This is a genomic window from Allostigmatella hybrida, assembly GCF_020103775.1.
Lineage (GTDB): Bacteria > Myxococcota > Myxococcia > Myxococcales > Myxococcaceae > Hyalangium > Hyalangium aurantiaca.
In genome coordinates, this window is sequence record NZ_JAHXBH010000019.1 from 93950 (window position 1) to 113265 (window position 19316).

Genomic DNA, 19316 nt, shown 5'->3' on the forward strand with positions numbered 1-19316 from the left:
CCTCCTTTAGAGACGCGGGGGCGACTGGGCCACGAGCCTTCGGATGAGCTCGGGCTCGAAGGGCTTATCGATGCGCGGGTGGGAGAAGCGCTGGAGGAACAGCCGGGCGCGCTCGGTGAAGCCGCCGCCCGTCATGAAGACGAGCCGGGAGAGGCACTCGGGGTGGGACTTCGCCAGCGCCGCGTGCACGTCCATGCCCGTCAAATCGAGCATCATCAAGTCACAGAAGATGCGGTCGAAGTCCGTGTCGCGCTCCAGCAGCGTCAGCGCCTCGCGCCCGCTGCGCGCCACCACCACCTCGTTGCCCCGGCCGATGATGCGCCGCATGACCGAGGCGATGCCGGGCTCGTCGTCCACGACGAGCACCCGCTTGCCCAGCACGTTCGCCGGCTCCAGGGGCCCCGTGGCCAGCAGGGGCAGGAGCGCTTCGGCCTCCTCGCCACGGGTGGGCAGCACCACGCGGAAGGTGCTGCCCTTGCCCGGCATGCTCGCCGCGGACAGCTCTCCACGCAGCGCCTTGATGATGCCGTGGCAGATGGAGAGCCCCAGCCCCGTGCCCTCGCCCTGGGACTTGGTGGTGAAGAAGGGCTCGAAGGCGCGCGCCAGCACCTCCGGGGACATGCCCGAGCCCGTGTCCGTCACGTCCACCACCACCCGGTCCTCCTGGGCGTACGTGGTGAGCAGGATGCGGTGGGAGGCCACATCCCCCTCGGGGATGGCCTGGGCGGCGTTGATGAGCAGGTTGAGGAACACCTGCGCGAGCCGGGCCTCGTTGGCCCACACGGGCGGCACCGTGCCGTAGCAGCGCACCACCTGCGCGCGGTAGCGCACGTGGTTCATCGCCATGGAGAGGCTGAACTCCAGCGCCGCGTGCACATCCACCGGGCGCAGCTGCGCGTCATCCCCGCGCGCGAACGTCTTCAAGTCCCGGACGATGCGCCGGATGCGCTCGGCCCCCTCGCGCGCCTCGCACAGCGCCTCCTCCGTCTCCTGGATGAGCCCGGGCGGGGCCACGCCCACGAGCGTGGCGAGCTGCTCCACGGCGAAGTGGATGTTGCCCATGACGAACGACAGCGGGTTGTTGATTTCGTGGCCCACACCGGCCGCGAGCTGCCCCGCCACGGCGAGCTTCTCCGACTGGATGAGCTTCTCGCGCGCCGCGAGCAGCTCCCGGGCGCGCTGCCGGGCCAGGGCCTCCGCCTCCAGGCGCCCGGAGTGCTCGCGCTCCAGCAGCGCGTCCCGCTCCTGCTCCAGCTGCTTCTTGCCGGTGATGTCCCGGAAGAGGATGGCGATGCCGCTGCCCGAGGGGTAGGCGTGCATCTCGAACCAGCGGTTGAAGGGCGGCAGCAGCACCTCGAAGCGCGAGGCCACGCGCTCGGCCATCACCTGGCGCGCCTCGCGCTCCACCACGGTGCCGCGCAGCTCCGGGCTCGTGTCCCACAGGCTGCGCCCGAAGAGCTTCTCCCGGGGCTTGCCCTTGAGCGTGAGGGCGTTGCGGTTGAGGTACGTGTAGCGCCAGTGCGCATCCACCGACAGGAAGCAGTCCGGGGTGCCCTCCAGCAGCTCCAGCATGCGGTCGCGCGTGTCGCGCAGCCCCGTCTCCGCGCGGTAGGAGGCGGTCACGTCACGCAGCCGCACGAGCACCCCATCCCGGAACCGGGACACGGTGGCCTGGAGCCACCCGTCGAACCCGTCGCTGGCGTGGGAGAACACCTGCTGGCAGGCCTCGCCCGTCTCCACCACCTGGTGGAACGCCTCGAACTGCCCGGCCAGCCCCAGCTCGGGCGGCACCTCGTGCAGGCGCCGCCCCTGGAGCGCCTCCACGCGCCAGCCGAGCAGCCGGTGGGCGGCGGGGTTGGCATAGCTCCACTCGAAGTCGCTGAGCGCCCCCTCCTCGTCCCGCAGGGCCTTGAACACCATGCTGCCCTCGGGGTGGCCGTGCTCCACCTCGGCCAGAACCCGCAGCACCTCGTCGCCGTCACACGTCCGGGCGCCCTTCAGGTGCTTCAACGGTTCTTGAAAGGCAGGCTTGAGCATACTCCAGTCCCTGGCAACCCCCGCTGACAGCAGGCGCTTCCGCCCTCCCGGAATAGACCCTCGCCCCGCCGCTGACAACAGTCGCTGATGTAGAGAAAAGGGCGCAAGGGATGGCCGGTCCCACCGCCCCCTCTAGAATACCGCGACCCGGGGTTTCAGGACACTAGGGCCAGATTTCCCTCACGCTCAGCCATTTGAAGTCCACATCGGGCGCGTTGTCCCACCGGAAGACGGCGATGGGGCCCCCCCAGGTGATGGGAATCTTGGCGGAAGTGCCCGGGCACGGCATGGTGTCCTCCCCCCAGTTGCCCGTGTCATAGAGGTCCACCACCTTGTGCCACGTCAGCTTGTCGGCATCCTCGTCCAGCCACAGCTGCAGCCGCACCCCGTCGCGGGTGTTGCGCATGACGGCCTTGAAGCCGATCCACTCGCCCACGGGGAGCCTCGGCACCCGGGAATAGGGGGCCTGGGTGTAGCGCACGTGCCACATCTCCTTCTGCCAGCGCGCGCGCCCGTCGTAGTGCAGGTCGCCCTTGTACGCGGAGCCCTCGCACTCCGCACCGCCGGTGTGCTGGCCGCCGCGCGCGTACCAGGAGAAGTTGTCCTCCGGGTCCTGGATGCGGTTGAGCCGCACGTAGCCCGTCATCTCCACGTTCTTCCAGTCGTTGGGCGACTGCATGTAGCCCTGGCGCGCCAGCACATCCCGGTCATAGGAGACGATGCGCCGCGGGCTGTAGCCGGTGGAGGTGAACACCGACATCCGCACCTCGTTGTGGCGCATCTTCCAGGAGCCGTCCGGGTTGCGGCTGATGGGGTGTTGAGGATCAAAGCGCGCGTCCAGCAGCGGATCCTCCGGGAGAAACCACGTCTCGCCCCCCAGCCGGGTGGGGTGCAGCATCGCCACCCCGAACGGATCCACCAGCACCAGGATGGGCGGCAAGAGCCCCGTGGCCTCCTGGGCCCGTGCGGGCAGGGCCCCCATCAGGCCCAGCCACGTGAACACCGCCGCCCACGCCCGCAGGTGTGGACGGCCGCCCCAACCACGCTTCTGTCGTTCCATGGCTCCCCCCAGAGCAATGGGTATCGGTCAACTCACTCCCGGCGGCGCAGCACGGCGGCCGAGGGCCCCTCGAGCCGCAGCACCCCGTCGCGCACGGGCGGCGCCTCGCTGGCGCCCCCGAACCGGGACGCCTCGCTCCACAGCACCACCTCGGCGGGCGCGCCCGCGGGCAGCCGGTGCTCCAGCGTGCCCCGGATGTTGAGCACCACGAGCAGCGACTGCCCCGCGGCCTTGTACTCGAGCACGAGCGCGTCCGGGCCCAGCGTCTGGAGCGCATAGCCGCCCCGGCGGCGCTCCTTCAGGGCGGGCTCGGTGGCGCGCAGGCGCAAGAGCTCCCGGTACAGCGCGCGCACGCCGGCGTGGGACGGCTTCTCCGCCTCGGCCCAGTTCAGGCGCGAGCGCTCGAAGGTCTCCTGCGCCTGAGGGTCCGGCACGGTGGCGCCCTCGAAGCGCGAGAAGCCGGCGAACTCCTTGCGCCGCCCCTCGGTGACGAGCTTGCCCAGCTCCGCGTTGTGGTCCGTGAAGTAGAGGAACGGGGTGCTCGCGTTCCACTCCTGGCCCATGAAGAGCAGCGGCGTGTACGGGGAGAGCAGCAGGAGCGCGCTCATGGCGCGGTAGGCCGCCGGAGACACGTCATCGTGCAGCCGCTCCCCGAAGGCGCGGTTGCCCACTTGGTCGTGGTTCTGGATGCAGTGGACGAAGCTGCGCGGGGGCAGGTTGCCCGCGGGGGTGCCCCGGGCGTGGCCCTGGTTCTTGGAGACCTGGCCCTCGTAGAACCAGCCCTGGCGCAGCGTGCGCGCGATGTCCTCCGCGCTGCCCGTGTAGTCCTGGTAGTAGCCCTCGCTGTCGCCCGCGAAGGCGCGCCGCAGCTGGTGGTGCAAGTCATCCGCCCAGACGCCATCCAGCCCCACGCCCCCCTCGGACTCCGGGCGCGGCAGCCGGGCTTCGTTGCGCTCGTCCTCGGCGATGATGAGCACGCGCCGCCCAGGCGCAGCGGCGCGGGCGCGGCGGGTAATCTCCGTCAGCAGGTGGGGCGAGCCGTCATCCACGATGGCGTGCGCGGCATCCAGCCGCAGGCCATCCGCGTGGTAGTCGCGGATCCACATGTCCACGTTGGAGAGCACCATCTCCCGGACGGGCGCGGACTCCTTGCCGTCGTAGTTGACGGCATCTCCCCACGGGGTGTGGTGGCGGCCGGTGAAGTAGTGCGGCGAGTAGCAGCGCAGGTAGTTCCCGTCCGGCCCGAAGTGGTTGTAGACGGCGTCGATGAAGACCGCGAGCCCCTCGGCGTGCGCCGCGTCGATGAGCCGCCGCAGGCTCTCGGGCCTGCCGTAGGTGTGGTGGGGCGCGAAGAGGTCCACCCCGTCGTAGCCCCAGTTGCGCGCGCCGGGGAAGCTCGCCAGCGGCATCAGCTCCAGGGCGGTGATGCCCAGCTCCCGCCAGCCCTTCAGCTTGGGAATGAGCGCCTCGTAGGTGCCCTCCGGCGTGGCGGTGCCGACGTGCACCTCATAGATGACGAGCGCCTCGGGGTCCGGCCCCTTCCAGCCCGCGTCCGTCCAGGCGAAGTCCGGCACGATGACTTCGGACGGGCCATGCACGCCCTGCGGCTGGCTGCGGGACCAGGGGTCCGGGAAGGGCCCCTCGCCGTCCACGCGCAGCTTGTAGCGCACGCCCGCGCCGGCGTTCTCCAGCACGGCGGTGAAGTAGCCGCCGGGCTCTGGGGCCATGGGCAGCACCTGCCCGGCCTTGCCCTCGGCGTCGTGGAGGACCACTTCCAGCTTCTGGTGTCCGGGAGCCCAGACCCTCCAGCGGACCTTCGGTCCTGGCTCTACCCATGCACCCATCTTCGGCACTGTGGCTCGCGTTGGCTCGGCTGACATGTCTGCGGGTAGTTAAGCCGTGCCGGGACGGGATGGGGAGCGCGCCTTTCGGCCGCGCGCACTTCGGCCCGGGAGATGTTCACTTGTCCGCCCCATGAGTGAAGAGCGGCGGACAGAACCCGCTCCGGCCCCTCAGCGCTTCGGAAGGAACGTCCGCTCCCACTCGTCCAGGGCCGAGAGGATGCGCACGCGCGTCTCTTCCGAGTCGGCATCATCCGCCCGGCGGTGAAGCGCCATCAACCGGGCCATGGCCGGCGACGACACCGCATGGACATCCCGCTGCCGGAGCCGCACGGTGGCCTCCACGAGCCGCGTCTGCAGGAACTCGTGGCTGAAGGAGACCCTCGCGGCCGGGGCCTGGAGGGCGGAGACCGTCCGTGAGGTCCGCGTCTTGAAGCCTCGCGGGCGGCCCCGGGGCCCCGGGGATTGCGCCTTGCGCCCCCCCGAGCGCCCCGGATGCAGGGCCGGCCGCACCGTTCCGGAGTCCTCCCGGGCGCCGTCCTCCTCCACGAGGGACGCGGGCAACGCCAGTGCGAGGGCCTCGACGGTGGGCCGCTCCACCCGGGCTTCCGGCGCGGCCGGGCGCGGAGCCAGCGCGGGCGGGGACGCGGGCGGGACGTGCGGCGCGGGGAGCAGCGCCACGGCCTTGCCTGCGTGCACGGGGCGGCCCAGGCGCATCAGGCCCGCCCCGGCCACGGCCACCACCAGGGCCCCGGCGGCCACGGGCCAGAGGCGCTTCGCGGACTGGCGAAACCCGGGCGCCACGGGCTGCGGGCCCTGCTCCCTCGGGACAGGGGCCTTGCGCGAGAGAAAGGCCTTGAGCTCCTGTCGCACGGCATCGGCGGAGGGGTACCGCTGGGAAGGGGCTTTCGCCAGCAACCGCGAGACCATGCGCTCGAGCGCCGGCGGAATCCCAGGCACGAGGCTGGAGAGGGACGGCGGCGCATCTTCTACTTGCGCGAACAGCACCCGCACCTGCTCGCCCCCGAAGGGCACCTGGCCCGTGAGCATCTCGAAGGCCATCACCCCCACCGCGTAGAGGTCCGAGGTGGGCTCCACCTCCCCGCCGCGCACCTGCTCGGGGGACATGTACTCGGGGGTGCCCAGGAGCAGGCCATGCACGGTGAGCGCGTTCGCCGCGGGGGTGGAGGCAACCTTGGCGATGCCAAAGTCGAGCAGCTTGAGGGAGCGCGCGCCGGCGGCGCCCTCCACCAGGAAGACATTGCCGGGCTTGAGGTCGCGGTGCACCACGCCCCGGCGGTGCGCGGCCCCCAGCGCATCCAGCACCTCGTCGAGGATCTTCACGGTCTCGTCCACCCCGAGGCGGCCCTTGCGGCGCAGGAGCCGGTCGAGCGAGAGCCCCTGGAGCAGCTCCATCACCACATACGGCCGCCCGTCCTCCAGCTGCCCAAAGCCAAAGATGTCGATGATGCCGCGATGCGGGATGGCGTTGACGATGCGCGCCTCGACGAGCAGCCGCTGGACGAGCTGGTGCGCCTGCGCGAACTGCGCCCGCATGACCTTGATGGCCACCTGTTTGCCAATGAGCGGCTGCACGGCGCGGTAGACGATGCCCATGCCGCCCGTGCCAATCCGCTCTTGAATGACATACTCGCTGACCTGCGTGCCGATCAGCGGATCCTGATGGTGTGGCGGCTCGGCGCTTTTCACGAAAGCCATCTCCCCCGGACGCAGGCGGTGTGCTTCGGAGTGAAGGCCCCACCGGCGTCACATCAGAATACCGCCCGGACCGTGGGTGCCTGAAGGCAAGCAGACGGGCGCCCCGGCGGCTCGCTTGGGGGGGCAGGAGGCGTGCTCAGCGCTTCGAGAAGACCTTTCGTTCCCACTCCACCAAGAGCTTCATCGTGCTCGCGCACTGCTCATCCGTGCTCACGCCATCGGCGCGCCGGTGGATCTCCATCAGCCGGGCCATGGCAGGCGAGGTCAACGCATCGGCGCTTCGCTGCCGCAAACGCACGGTGGCCTCTGCGAGCCGCTGTTGCATCTCCTCCCGGCTGCAGCGGACCTCTGCGGCACTGGGCTGGACGGGCGCAGGTACGCGAGGCACCTCCGCCACCGGTTGGACCAAGGGGCCCTCGGCCTTCACAGCTGGAGCCGCTGGCCCCTTGGGACGTGAAGCGGCCGCGGCCTGAGCCATGGGAAGTGCCGCTGCCAGAGGCCGAGGAGGTTCCCCTGGCGCAGTCAGGCGCTCCTGGCGCCGCCCCTGGGAGGCCACCGGATTCGGCGCAGCCATCAACTTGGGAGCCATCTCCACGATGGGCACTTCCTGGCCAACTGGATGCTCCGCGGCCACCGCCTTCTCGGCCCGCCCCTCAGGTTGCCGGGGAAGAGGCGGTGCTGGCAAGGACGGCTCCGGGGCGCGTGCCTCCGGAGGCCTGGCCTCTGATTCCAGGGCCGCGGCCCGAGGCTCCCCCACCATGAGCTTCACTCCCACCACGGATGCGGCCAATGCCACAGCGCCGGCCCCCATGAGCCACCGGCCTCGCGCGGGCTTCCTGGATGGGGGCTGGGGGCGAGGTTTCGGGGGGAGCGCGGGAACAGCGACAGCAGTCGCCCGGCCTCGCCGCACCCCCGTGAGCGGAGCCAGGGGCTCGGTCGGCCTATCGCCGCCGTCCTGCCAGGAAGACGCCTTCCTGGAGAGAACCGCCTTGAACTCTTGACGCACCGCCTCCGCAGCTTGGAAACGCTGGGACGGCGCCTTCGCCAGCAGCCGCGATACAAGCCGTTCCAGTTCTAGGGGCATCCCAGGCGCCAACATGGACAAGGCAGGCGGCGCCTCTTCGACCTGCGCGAACAGCACTTTCAGTTGCTCTCCTCCGAAGGGCACCTTGCCCGTGAGCAGCTGAAACGCAATCACCCCCACGGCATAAAGATCCGAGGCAGGCCCCACCTCGCCGCCACGAACCTGCTCGGGAGACATGTACTCCGGGGTGCCCAGAATCAGCCCCTCGACCGTCAGCGGCCCTGTCATCTGGGAGGCGGCGACCTTGGCGATTCCAAAATCCAGCAACTTGATGGACCGCCCTCCCCCTGCCCCATCCACCAGGAAGACATTGCCAGGCTTCAGGTCCCGGTGCACGACGCCCTGGGCATGCGCGGCCCCCAGTGCATCCAGCATCTCATCGAGGATCCGCAGGGCCTCCTCGAACCCGACCCGGCCCTTGCTCCGGATGAACCGCTCCAGCGAAACGCCTTGGAGCAGCTCCATCACCATATAGGGACGGCCGTCCGTCAGCTGTCCGAACCCGAAGATATCGATAATTCCCCGGTGCTGGATGGCATTGACCACGCGCGCTTCGACGAGCAGCCGCTGGACCAGTTCCCGTGCTTCCGCGAACTCGGCCTTCAGGACCTTGATGGCCACCTGCTTGCCAATGAGCGGCTGAATGGCACGGTAGACGATGCCCATTCCGCCGGCTCCGATGCGCTCTTGGATGACGTACTCGCTGACCTGCGTGTCGAGCAGCGGATCCTCCCGTTGTGCCACTGCGGGAAGGTTTTCCAGCGCCTTTCCATCCCATGGACAGAACGCCATCCCCTCTTGCATCTGCTTCCCGCAGGAGGGGCACTTCATGACCTGCGGCATGGCGCTTTTCACAACGGCATCTCTCCGGACCCTGGCCGTGTTCTTGGGGGTGAAGCCCCTACCTAATGGATCCACCCAGGATACTCCCCTGGGCGTCCGAAGCCACTTTGGTCCGAAAACGAAGCCGATAGCACCCGAACGGATTTTCCCCGAATGCTGGGCTCCCAGCCTCTGGAGCGGCCCAGCGAGCGGGAGCCACCCCTTGCCGGTGTCCGCGGCGTCCGGGAGGATGAGGGGGCCCGCGCCTCTCCAGAAAGGCATGGCCGAGGTACCCCGGATGCCCCACCGCACAGGACCCGAGCCCCTCACCGATTCTCCCGGCGACAGCGTGCGCGAGCGCGTGGAGCGCCTGGAGGTGCTGTCCCCCAAGGAGATCGACGGCCGGCTGACCCAGTTGGGCTACCGCGGCCAGGAGGAGGCCCGGCGCGCCGCCTCGGTGCTCGCCTACCGCCACGTGCGGCGGGTGCGGCGAATGTACCTGGAGGGAATCGTTCCCGAGAGCGCCGCGCGCGAGAACTGCCTCTTCCTGGGGCCCACTGGCAGCGGCAAGACGTACCTGGTGGAGCTGCTCTTCCGGGAGATCCTCGCCGTGCCCACGGTGATGGCGGATGCCACGCAGTTCTCCGAGACGGGGTACGTGGGGGATGACGTCAACACGCTCGTCTCCCGCCTGTACGAGGCCGCGGAGGGGGACGTGGCCTGGGCGGGGTGCGGCGTCATCTGCATGGACGAGTTCGACAAGCTCGCCACGGCGCGCTCCGACAGCCGCTTCGCGGGCCAGCAGACCACCAAGGACGTGAGCGGGTTTGGCGTGCAGCGGGGCCTGCTGCACCTGCTGTCGGCCTCGGCGGTGGACTTCCCACCGGACTTCGGCTTCACCAGCCGGACCCGGCCGCTCTCGCTGGAGATGGCGGGCGTCACCTTCATCGCCTGTGGCGCCTTCAGTGGCCTGAAGGGCACCGCGGAGGGCATGGCCCCTTCGGAGCGCCTGGGCTTCGGCCGGGAGCCGAAGCGGCGGGAGCAGGAGGCCATCGCCGAGCGCGTGACGGACTCGCAGCTCGAACAGACCACCGCCTTTGCCCGCTATGGCTTCATCCCGGAGCTGATCGGCCGCTTCCACCGCATCGTCTCCTTCGCCCCGCTGGATGCGGCGACCTTGAAGGACATCCTCCAGGCCAACGTGCTGCGGCAGTACGAGCAGGAGTTCGCGCTGGAGGGGCTCCAGCTCGTGGTGGAGCCGGCGGTGCGCGAGTGGGTGGTGGCCCGGGCCCTCAAGCGGGAAACGGGCGCCCGAGGGCTGCGCGCCGCCCTGGCGCCGGTGCTCGAACAGGCCGCTTACGAGTACTTCGGCCAGTCTCAAGCCTCCACGGTGCGTTTAGTGCTGGAGGGCGAACAGGTCCAATTGGTGGCGGGATAGAGCAGGCGGCCAGCCCTCAGCACGCTTGGGCTGTATGGACACCAGGCAGGCAGACGGCAGGGATTTCCTCCGCGCCTCGGGATTCTTACTGTGTGCGGGAGGGACTGGAGATCCACTGCCATGCACTATTCCCGTGAAATTCCTCGCGAAGACTGGGCCGATTACCTGGCCCTGCTGAGCAACCTCTCGCGAACGCGCCGGGTGCGAGTCGACGCCGGCAACTCCAATTCCGACGAGCAAACCCTGTCCCAGAGCCTGCCCCTGGTGGACATCCGCCTCTCCGAAGAGGACGGCCTCCCAGGGCGCATCGAAGTGACCGTGGGCCGCCCTGGCGAAGAAATCATCTACCGCCTCCTCGGCCCCGAGCGCATCCGCGCCGATGAGAACGAGAGCGGGGACCTCCAGTGCCTCGCCCTTCAGGACGAGGGGCCGATCCGGATGCTCGTCTTCTTCGAGCCCTCCGAGGTCTTCCTGGAGTGTGTCTCTGTTCACTCGGCCTAGCCGCCCCCGGCCTTGGGCCTCAGCGTTTCGGGATGAACTTCTTCTCCCATTCATCCAATTGGATCGCCACGGCCATGCGTTCACTGGCTGTCTCGGCCTTCCTCGCCAGCTTATCCAACTTCGTCAAAGCGCCCAGAGCCTCGTCCTCACGTCCTAGGCCTTGGGTTTCGTTGAGCCGGGCCTCATTCTGGGAGATCCGCAGCAAGAGGCCATTGCGGTCGATACGGCTCCTCGAATTACCCGGCTGAGAGGATGTCTCCACGGAGGTGACAACGGCTTCCTCGGAAGGCGCTGGCTTCGAAGCAGGCGGCATTCCCGCGGCGGTGGGAGGGCTGACGGGTGCCGAGGCCATGGCGGGCAACACCAGCACGCCATGCTGCTGATCATAGCGCGTCTTCAACGCATCCACCGATTGCGTGACCGTCATCCGCTCACTGGCGGTCCGGACGGCCTTCGTCGCCTGACGCAAACGGCCGATTTCCCCCAAAAACACACTGGATGCCTTCTTGCCGGCGGCATCCGCGTGGGCTCGCGCCTCCAGGCAATCGAGCCGGGACAGGAGGATTTCCGTCTGCTGTGTCCGGCGGTCGAACCGGCCTGGCCTGCATGCCGCGAGCCCTTCACGCGGTGTTGGCGAAGCCACTTGGCTCACGGCCTCCACCGGCGTGCGCTGGGCCGGGGGCGTCACCGGCACGGGCGGCTTTGCCTCCGCCACCTGGGGCACAATGACCGGCGCCTCTCTCACCGCGGGTTGAGCATTCGAGGCCATGGAGGGGGGCGCGGGGGCCGCCAGTGGCTCGGCTTGTGGCACCTTGCGCGTGAGCGGCTTGCCCTTCCGCTTGGGACGGTGCGCTGCCGAGGCGGAATCCAGCGCTACCTCCTGCTGTTCCACCTCCTGCAGTTCCATCTCCAGCAGTTCCATCTCCTGGGGCATTGCCTCCTGCGGTTTCTCCTCCTCGCTGCCTTTTTCCGCTACGGCCTCAGGCCCTGGAGGAGCTTCCGGGAGTGCTTGAGCGGAGACCTCTGGAGGCACATCGCTCTTGGGCTGTTCTGCCGTGACAGGCACCTGTTCCCGTGGTGGCGCATCCTTCTTCCACACGGTGAGGAGGCCCACGGCCGCGATGCCGCTCAGGGCAATGACCCCTCCCCCGGCCAACCATCGGGACCGGGAGGGCTTCGGAGGCTTGGCGCGAACCACCCCGCCCAGCCTGACCGTCGTAGCCCCTGTTGGAGGAGACGGCACGGGAGGAATGGTTTTGGAGTGCTCCGGGCCCACCTTCATGGCTGGGCGGCGTCTTGCTGGCTCCTCCTGGACGGATTGGAGCTCATGCCGCACCGCCTCCGCGGTCTGAAACCGCTGAGCGGGATTCTTGGCGAGCAGCCGCAACACAATCCGCTCGAGCTCCGGCGATAGTTCCGGGACCAGGCTGGACGGAGACACAGGGGCTTCTTCCACCTGCGCGAAGAGCACGCTCAACTGCTCGCCCGCGAAAGGCCGCTTGCCGGTCAGCATCTGGAAGGCCATCACCCCGACGGCATAGAGATCCGCGGTGGCCTCGACCTTGGTTCCCCGGATCTGCTCCGGGGCCATGTACTCCGGCGTTCCCAGAAGCATCCCCTGCATCGTCATGGGGCCACCGCCCTGGGACGCGGTCACCTTCGCGATGCCAAAATCGAGAATCTTGGCAGCCCGCGTGCCGTCGGCGCCATCCACCAGGAAGACGTTGCCAGGCTTCAGGTCCCGGTGAATCACTCCGGCCCGGTGCGCGGCCCCCAAGGCGGACAGAATCTCGTCCAAAATGGCCACGGTCTCCGGGCCACCGACCCGCCCCCGCCATTTGATGAGCTGGTCGAGCGAGATCCCCTGAAGGAGCTCCATCACCACATAGGGACGCCCGTCCGGAAGCTGTCCAAAGCCAAAGATATCGATGATGCCGCGATGCTGAATGGCATTGACCACCCGGGCTTCCACCAGCAGCCGCTGAACCAGCTCTTGGGCTCCGGAAAACTCCGCCTTCAACACCTTGATGGCGACCTGCTTGCCAATCAGCGGCTGGATGGCGCGGTAGACAATGCCCATTCCTCCCGCGCCGATGCGCTCCTGGACCACGTAATCGCCGACCTGCGCGTCAATCAGCGGATCCACCCGGGGCGCAGTGGCCCGCGTGGATTCCAGCGCGCTGCCGTCCCACGGACAGAACACCGTCCCCTTCGGAAGCTGCTTGCGACAGGATGGACACCGCATGGTGTCCTGTGACGCGGCGGTCTCCAAGACCTGGCTCTCCAGCTTTGTCTGCTCTTGAAGCGCTCCTCGCCTCAAGGCCACGCGGATACCAGCATAGTTCCCTTCGTCACGCCAATCCCTTCCCCCTCACCGCGTGCCCATCGTGGCCAAATCACTGTCAGGCAATTCTTGATATTCTATTTTCCCTGCCCATCCTGGATCCTCACATCAAGACGTAGCCCTGGGGTTGCAGCGGCTCGGGCACGGGCTCTCCCAGCGCTTCGAGGAGTCCCCGCTCGGCGATCCGTGCCATGGCCAGCAGGGGCAGCCCATTGGGCACCTGGCCAAAGGGGTTCTCCAGCTCATCGCCCAGCAGATCCAGCCCGAAGAACGTATAGGCCAGGATGGAGGCGAGCACCGGCGCAAACCAGCCCAGCATCTCCGCCAGGCCAAACGGCAATATCAGACAGAACAGATACGCGGTGCGGTGCAAGAGCACGGTATAGGCGAAGGGCAGTGGGGTAACCCGGATGCGCTCGCAGGCGGCCAGCACCGTGGACAGCCCCTGCACCCGCTCGCTCAACGTCTGCCAGGGAATGTCGGTGAGCCGGCCCGCGCGCCGCAGCGCCGCGAGCTCGTTCGCCATCTCGCGCAGCAGCGCGTCCGGTGGGTTGATGCTGGCCCGCAGGCGCGCGGCCTCTTCCGGCGAGAGGAACCGGCCGGCGCTCGCGCTCTCGTCGCTCCCCCTCAGGTAGCCCGCCAAGGCATAGGCAAACGCGATGCCCCGGTGCACGAGCCGCCGCGCGTCCTCGCGCCCCTTCACCGGACCGCTGGGCACCGCGCCATCATCGAGCAGGGCCACTGCCTCCCGGGCCAACGAGCGCAACTCAATAATGAGCGCGCCCCAGAGCTTGCGCCCCTCCCACCACCGGTCGTAGCTGGCATTGTTGCGAAACCCGAGGAAGATCGACAGCACCAGGCCCAGCAGGGACAAGGGCACGGTGGTACCGGAGGGCAGGTGAACGCCCTCATAACGCAGGCCCCAGACGGCCAGGCACGACAGCGCCGCCACGCCCAGCACCTGGGGCAGGACCCGGGGAAAAACTGTCCCCCGAAGGATGTAGAGCAACTGCCAGGCGGTCGGACGGGGACGGACAATCATGGCGAGAAACCGGAGGGAAGGCTTTCGGCGGCGGGCATCCTCTCACCGGCCCGGCGGCGGCGCAGGGATTTGAAATCCTCTGCCCCCCTTACCGGCTCACCAGAGCCAGAAGCTGCGCGCCATAGCGCTCGACCAGCTTCGGCCCCACGCCCGGAATGGCCATGAGGGCCTCCCGGTCGTCGGGCCGCAACGAGGCGATGACCCCGAGCACCCGGTCCGTGAGGATGCGGAAGGCGGGAACGCCCCGCTTGCGCGCCTCGGCCAGCCGCCACGCCTTGAGCGCCTCCACCAGCGCGGCCGAGGGCTTGGGGGGCGCGGCGCGTCCTCCCCGGCCCCGCCGCACGCCGATGTCGCGCTCTTCCTCCCAGTCTTCCTCGGCGGCCCCCCCCTCCCAGTCCGGGACGACGGCGAGCGCCCGGGGAGACGGGGCCTCCGCGGCCCGCGTCCGGCCCTCGGCCGCGCGGCGCGGGGTGTCCTCGCGTCCCTGCGCCGAACCCCAGGGGCCCTTGCGGCGCTTCTCCGGGCGGCCTCCAGCAGCCTTCCCCCGGGAGAGCCGGCGCTTCTTCGCGGCCTTCGGCTCCAGCGGAATCGGCAACAGCACCAGGTTGGGCTCGATGACGCGCGTGCGCTGGCCGTCCGGCGTGAGCGTCAGCCTCTGGAAGGAGATGCTCTTTCCATCCTTCTCGAAGGAGTCCTCGCTCAGCCGGGTCAGCCCCGCGCGCACCATGCCACCCACCAGGCGCTCGAACTCGCGGCGGGGCAAGGACTCGCCGAAGAGCTCCCGGTGCAGGCGGCCCGTGGCCTGTCCATCCCGCTCATGCAGCGCATCCAGGATGCGGCCCAGGGCGTGCAGCTCGCGCTCGCCCGGCTCGGCGAAGCGCAGGGTGACACATGTCTCGGGCGCGCACACGTCGCACAGCCCACACGGCTTGCCCGAGTCCTGCACGTCGCCGAAGTGGCCCACCAGGTGCCGCATCCGGCACCCCGAGGCCTCCGCGTAGCGCCCCATCTGCTCCAGGTGGAGCATCTTGCGCTCGCGCTGCGCGGTATATGGCGCCGGCCACTCCGGGCGGCCCCGGCGCACGCTCTCGTCCGGGGTCATCACCAGCCCCCCGTGAATCCAGAGCTGCTCGAGGGCCTTGTCGAACACCTCGGGATCCATGCGCACGCGGGCCTGGAGGGCCTCCTTGGGCTCCAGCTCGGCCCCGGCCGCATGGAACAGCTTCGCCAGCACGGAGGGCTCCGGGTAGTCGCGCTGGTGGAAGAACTCGTGCGTGCGGCGGTCCACGTAGGAGTGCAGCAGCACCGCGCGGGAGGGCTTCCCGTCCCGGCCCGCGCGCCCCAGTTCCTGGTAGTAGCCCTCCAGGCTCGCGGGCAGCGCGGCATGGAACACGGTGCGGACATCCGCCTTGTCGATGCCCATACCGAAGGCCGTGGTGGCGACAATGACTTCCAGCCGCCCTTCCAGGAACGCCGACTGGACCCGGTCCCGATCCGGCGGGGACATGCCCGCGTGGTACACGGCGGTGGGCACCTCGGAGGCCAGCAGCTCCGCGAGCTGCTCGGCGTGCTTGCGCGTGGAGGCGTAGACGATGGCGGGCCGGTTCTCCTCCTCGGCCAGCACCTCGCGGATGGCATCACCGCGCTGGCCCGGGTTCAGCTCCCGCACCTCGATGGCGATGTTGGTGCGGCGGAAGCCGTGAATGAAGGTGCGCGAGGTGCCCCCCCGCGTCCCCTTCAGCCCCAACTGCTGGACGATGTCGCGCTGCACATCCGGGGTCGCCGTGGCGGTGAGCGCGACGACGGGCGCGGGGCGCAGCATCGGCAGCCGCGAGCCCAGGAGCCGGTAGTCCGGCCGGAAGTCATGCCCCCACTGGGAGATGCAGTGCGCCTCGTCGATGGCGATGAGCGAGGGCGGACGCCGGGCCAGCAGCTCCACGAAGCCCGGCACCCCCAGGCGCTCGGGCGCGATGAAGAGGAAGTCCAGCTTGCCTTCCAGGTAGTCGGCGCACACCTGGCGCGAGGTGGCCCGGTCCCGTCCCGAGTGAATGCGCTCCGCCGCGAACCCCAGCGACTGGAGCCGCGTCACCTGATCCTCCATCAAGGCGATGAGCGGGCTCACCACCAGCGTCGTCCCCGCCCGGGCCAGCCCAGGGAGCTGGTAGCACAGCGACTTGCCCGCCCCCGTCGGCATCACCAGCAGCAGGTCCTCCCCCGCCGTGGCCGCCCGGCATACCTCCTCCTGATATGGCCGGAAGTCCTCGAACCCAAACGCCTCCTTGAGCAGCTTGCGCAGCTCGCCGGGGGGCGTGGGGGCGCGAACCTTCCGTTCCAGGGTGCGCCGCGAGGCCGCCGAAGCAGCCTCCTGACGCGGCCGAGGGGCGGCGGCAGGGACGCTGGGGGCCGGGCCCGCCTGCCGGGACACCGGCAGTGGCGAACGCGGGGCCGCCGGGACGGAGCCGCCCCCAGGAGCTGGCGCCCGGGGCGCCTCCCCGCGCGGAGGCGAAGGCGGCATGGGCACCTTGCCCACCACCTCGATGACATAGGCCTCGATGCTGCGCAGGAAGTCCGGCAGGTCGCCCTGGCCCCGCTCGATGCGCTGCAGCCAGGCCTCCCACTGTCCCGTCATCGCCGGCGTCTTCACGTCCGGGTGCACCATCTGAATGAGCCGGATGCCCTTCTCGGTCGCCTCCAGGGACTTGCCCCGGCGCTGGAGGTACTCCCGCTCCAGCAGCACCTCGATGATGGCCGCGCGCGTGGCCGGGGTTCCCAGCCCCGTCTCCTTCATCGCGTCCGCCAGCTCCTTTTCATCCAGCGTCCGCCCCGCCGTCTCCATCGCCGTCAGCAGCGAGGCATCCGTGAGGCGCGGCGGGGGCCGGGTGCGCTTCTTCACCGCCTCCACGTCCTCCACCCGCTGCTTCTGGCCTTTGGCCAGCACGGCGGGCAGATCCTGCGGCTCGTCCTCCGGCTCCTTGCCCTCGCCGTCCTCCTTGGCGCCCTTGCCCTCGCGCCCCTTCGGAGGCCGCTGCCCGCCGCCGATGTCCAGCACCTTCCAGCCCTCGCGCACCACCTGCGTGCCCGAGCTGTGAAAGCGATCCACCTTCGGCGCGCCCGGCGAGGGCCCCACGGAGCTCACCGCCGTCACCACCGTGGTGACGGCCCAGACGTGCTCGTCGTGCCACGCCGCGAGCAACCGGCGGCACACCAGCTCGTAAATGCGCCGCTCGTCCGGCGGCAGCCGCTCCCCTTCCGGCGAGGTGGCGGTGGGGATGATGGCGTGGTGGTCCGTCACCTTCCCGTCGTCCACGAAGCGCCGGCCCAGGGGCTTCTCTCCGGTGCCGGGCGCCAGCAGCGGCTCGTACGGGGCGCGAATCGCCCGCACCACCTCCGGCAGGGTCTCCGCCACCGAGGCGGACAGGTGCCGGCTCGCCGTGCGGGGGTAGCTCAGCAGCTTGTGCTTCTCATACAGGTTTTGCGCCAGCTCCAACGTCCGCTGGGCGCTAAAGCCATACAGCCGGTTCGCGTGCCGCTGCAGCTCCGTCAAGTCATACAAGAGCGGCGGCGCCATCCGCTTCGTCTCGGAGGTGAGCGACTCGATGGCGGCCGTGCCCGCGCGCACCCGCGCCATCACCTCGCCTGCCTCTACCCCATCGGCGGCCAGGCGCCGGGCCTGGCGCACCGTCTCCGCCGTGCGGGGGCCCGCCTTCGGGTCCGCCTCGCGGAACCACGTGCCCCGGTACTGCGTCCCCGCGGGCACCCCAGGCGCCTGGGGCGCGAAGGTGGCCACCACCTCCAGGTAGTCCTCCGGGACGAAGTCGCGGATGGCCAGCTCCCGCTCCACCAGCATCGCCAGGGTGGGCGTCTGCACCCGCCCCACCGACAGGGTCTCCCCGTACGCCAGCGTGTACAGGCGCGACAGGTTCATCCCCACCAGCCAGTCCGCCCGGCTGCGCCCCTTGGCCGCGTCCGCCAGCGCGTCGTACGCGCGGCCCTCCTTGAGCTGGCGGAAGCCCTCGCGGATGGCGCCCTCCGTCAGCGACGACACCCACAGCCGCTTCACCGGCTTGCGGCACCCGGCCGCCTCGTAGATGTAGCGGAAGATGAGCTCGCCCTCACGCCCCGCGTCCGTGGCGCACACCACCCCGGACACCTCGGGCGCGTTCACCACCGCGCGCACCACCTCGAACTGGGTGCGGGTGTTCTGGGAGACCACCAGCGGCCACTCGCTCGGCAGCATGGGCAGCTGCTCCCGGTGCCAGCGCTTCCACGCGGGCTGGATTTCATGGGGCTGCGCCAGCCCCACCAGGTGCCCGATGGCCCACGTCACCACGTAGCCGTTGCCCCGGAAGCACCCCTCGCCCCGCTGCGAGGCGCCTAACGCCCGGGCGATGTCCCGCGCCACCGCCGGCTTCTCGGCCACCACGGCCAGCACGGACGGGCCCCCTCGGGCCGCCCTGCCACCGCCGTCCTGCCGGCTCGTCTCCCACTCGGGTGCTGTGCCCATCTCATCCCACCTCATACCTCCCCCTCTGCCTGCCCGCCTCTCCAACCCACCGCCTCCCACCGTCCCCACGCGAACCCCCTTCCTTATCGCGCCGGGCCGACACCTCGCCCGCCTCCGCCGCCCCCTGCCCACATGCACGCCTGCTCTGCGGCCAAGAAGGCATCGCGCCTACCCCTGTGAAACCCTTCACCTGTTTCAATCCCTCTCGTGTGAAACGTGTCACAAAAAAGGCCCCTGTGTGTGAAGCCTTTCACCGCTTCCGGCCCCCTTCCTGTGAAGCCACTCACAGGGGTTTTCCCTCGGGCTGTGAATCCTTTCACACCCCCTTTCACACGCTGTACAAGCGCGATCTTTTCATGCAACTGTTTGTTTCAGCTCCCTGGGACGGCACCGCATCCGCCGCCCTGTTTCCGCGCCGGAAGCCGGTGCGGTGGAGGGGGAGTGGTACCGCGCAGCCACCAGGGCCTGTGCATCCAGGAGAAGCGCATGTCGCCATCGCTCGAGCAGCACCGTTCGCAGGGGGGGAAGGTTCCGGGAGGGGTGTGCGAGCTGGTCCTGTTCGCCGAGGGGAGCCTGGGTGCTCCCACGGCGCAGGCGTTCTCGCGGATGAGCCGGGGGGGCCAGGAGCTGGCCATGGCGGAGCGCGCGGCACCGGGGCTGGCTGCTTTCGGAGGGGAAAAGCGGCTGCAGCTCGCCGCCCTCGCGGTCTCGGGGGTGACGCTTTCATTGCGCCAGGTGGCGGAGGGCACCACCCTGCTCGCCTCGGTGTTGCGCCCCCCGGAGCCGCGCCGCAGCGTCCCCGGGCGCCGCCGCACGCCCCGCGTGCTGGCGCTCCAGCCCACGCGGCTGGTGAACGTGCTTGCCAAGGAATGCTGAAGGCCTCTGTCAGCGAGGGCCGGAGAATCCAAGGGCTCCGGTGCCCCT

11 protein-coding genes are annotated in these 19316 nt (G+C 69.7%); 3 read left to right on the forward strand and 8 right to left on the reverse strand.

The features are described from left to right. Window positions 1-6: 6 nt before the first annotated feature. From KY661_RS25140 to KY661_RS25160, 5 genes are all read right to left on the reverse strand, one after another. Window positions 7-2037, reverse strand: a complete 2031-nt coding sequence (locus KY661_RS25140; protein WP_225412633.1) for a PAS domain-containing protein — start codon at window positions 2035-2037, stop codon at window positions 7-9. A gap of 163 nt (window positions 2038-2200) precedes the next feature. Beyond that, window positions 2201-3097 carry a hypothetical protein gene (locus tag KY661_RS25145; RefSeq protein ID WP_225412634.1) on the reverse strand — a complete coding sequence of 299 codons (897 nt, stop codon included), beginning with the start codon at window positions 3095-3097 and terminating at the stop codon, window positions 2201-2203. Window positions 3098-3129: 32 nt separating this feature from the next. Further along, window positions 3130-4941, reverse strand: a complete 1812-nt coding sequence (gene treZ, locus KY661_RS25150) for a malto-oligosyltrehalose trehalohydrolase (RefSeq protein ID WP_225412635.1) — start codon at window positions 4939-4941, stop codon at window positions 3130-3132. Window positions 4942-5109: 168 nt separating this feature from the next. After that, a complete protein-coding gene (locus KY661_RS25155) occupies window positions 5110-6648 on the reverse strand; it encodes a serine/threonine-protein kinase (RefSeq protein WP_225412636.1) in 1539 nt (512 codons plus the stop codon). A 145-nt stretch (window positions 6649-6793) separates the two neighbouring features. Further along, a complete protein-coding gene (locus tag KY661_RS25160) occupies window positions 6794-8485 on the reverse strand; it encodes a protein kinase domain-containing protein (protein ID WP_225412637.1) in 1692 nt (563 codons plus the stop codon). 376 nt (window positions 8486-8861) lie between these two features. On the opposite strand from KY661_RS25160, the gene KY661_RS25165 reads away from it, so the two are divergent. Together KY661_RS25165 and KY661_RS25170 are read left to right on the forward strand one after the other, a co-directional pair. Beyond that, window positions 8862-10001 (forward strand): AAA family ATPase, encoded by a 1140-nt coding sequence (locus KY661_RS25165; protein ID WP_225412668.1) that lies wholly within the window; start codon window positions 8862-8864, stop codon window positions 9999-10001. A gap of 120 nt (window positions 10002-10121) precedes the next feature. Further along, on the forward strand, window positions 10122-10502 hold the full coding sequence (locus KY661_RS25170; RefSeq protein ID WP_225412638.1) for a DUF5335 family protein: 381 nt from the start codon (window positions 10122-10124) through the stop codon (window positions 10500-10502). Window positions 10503-10521: 19 nt separating this feature from the next. Here KY661_RS25170 and KY661_RS25175 read toward each other — a convergent pair whose 3' ends face one another. From KY661_RS25175 to KY661_RS25185, 3 genes are all read right to left on the reverse strand, one after another. After that, on the reverse strand, window positions 10522-12705 hold the full coding sequence (locus tag KY661_RS25175; protein ID WP_225412639.1) for a serine/threonine-protein kinase: 2184 nt from the start codon (window positions 12703-12705) through the stop codon (window positions 10522-10524). Between the two features lie 244 nt (window positions 12706-12949). Further along, window positions 12950-13888, reverse strand: a complete 939-nt coding sequence (locus KY661_RS25180; RefSeq protein ID WP_225412640.1) for a bestrophin family protein — start codon at window positions 13886-13888, stop codon at window positions 12950-12952. An 88-nt stretch (window positions 13889-13976) separates the two neighbouring features. Next, window positions 13977-18392: a DNA topoisomerase 3 gene (locus KY661_RS25185; RefSeq protein WP_225412641.1), complete on the reverse strand. Its 4416-nt coding sequence runs from the start codon at window positions 18390-18392 to the stop codon at window positions 13977-13979. Window positions 18393-18878: 486 nt separating this feature from the next. Here KY661_RS25185 and KY661_RS25190 point away from each other — a divergent pair, with 486 nt between their 5' ends. Then, window positions 18879-19268 carry a hypothetical protein gene (locus KY661_RS25190; protein ID WP_225412642.1) on the forward strand — a complete coding sequence of 130 codons (390 nt, stop codon included), beginning with the start codon at window positions 18879-18881 and terminating at the stop codon, window positions 19266-19268. The last annotated feature ends 48 nt before the right edge of the window (window positions 19269-19316 follow it).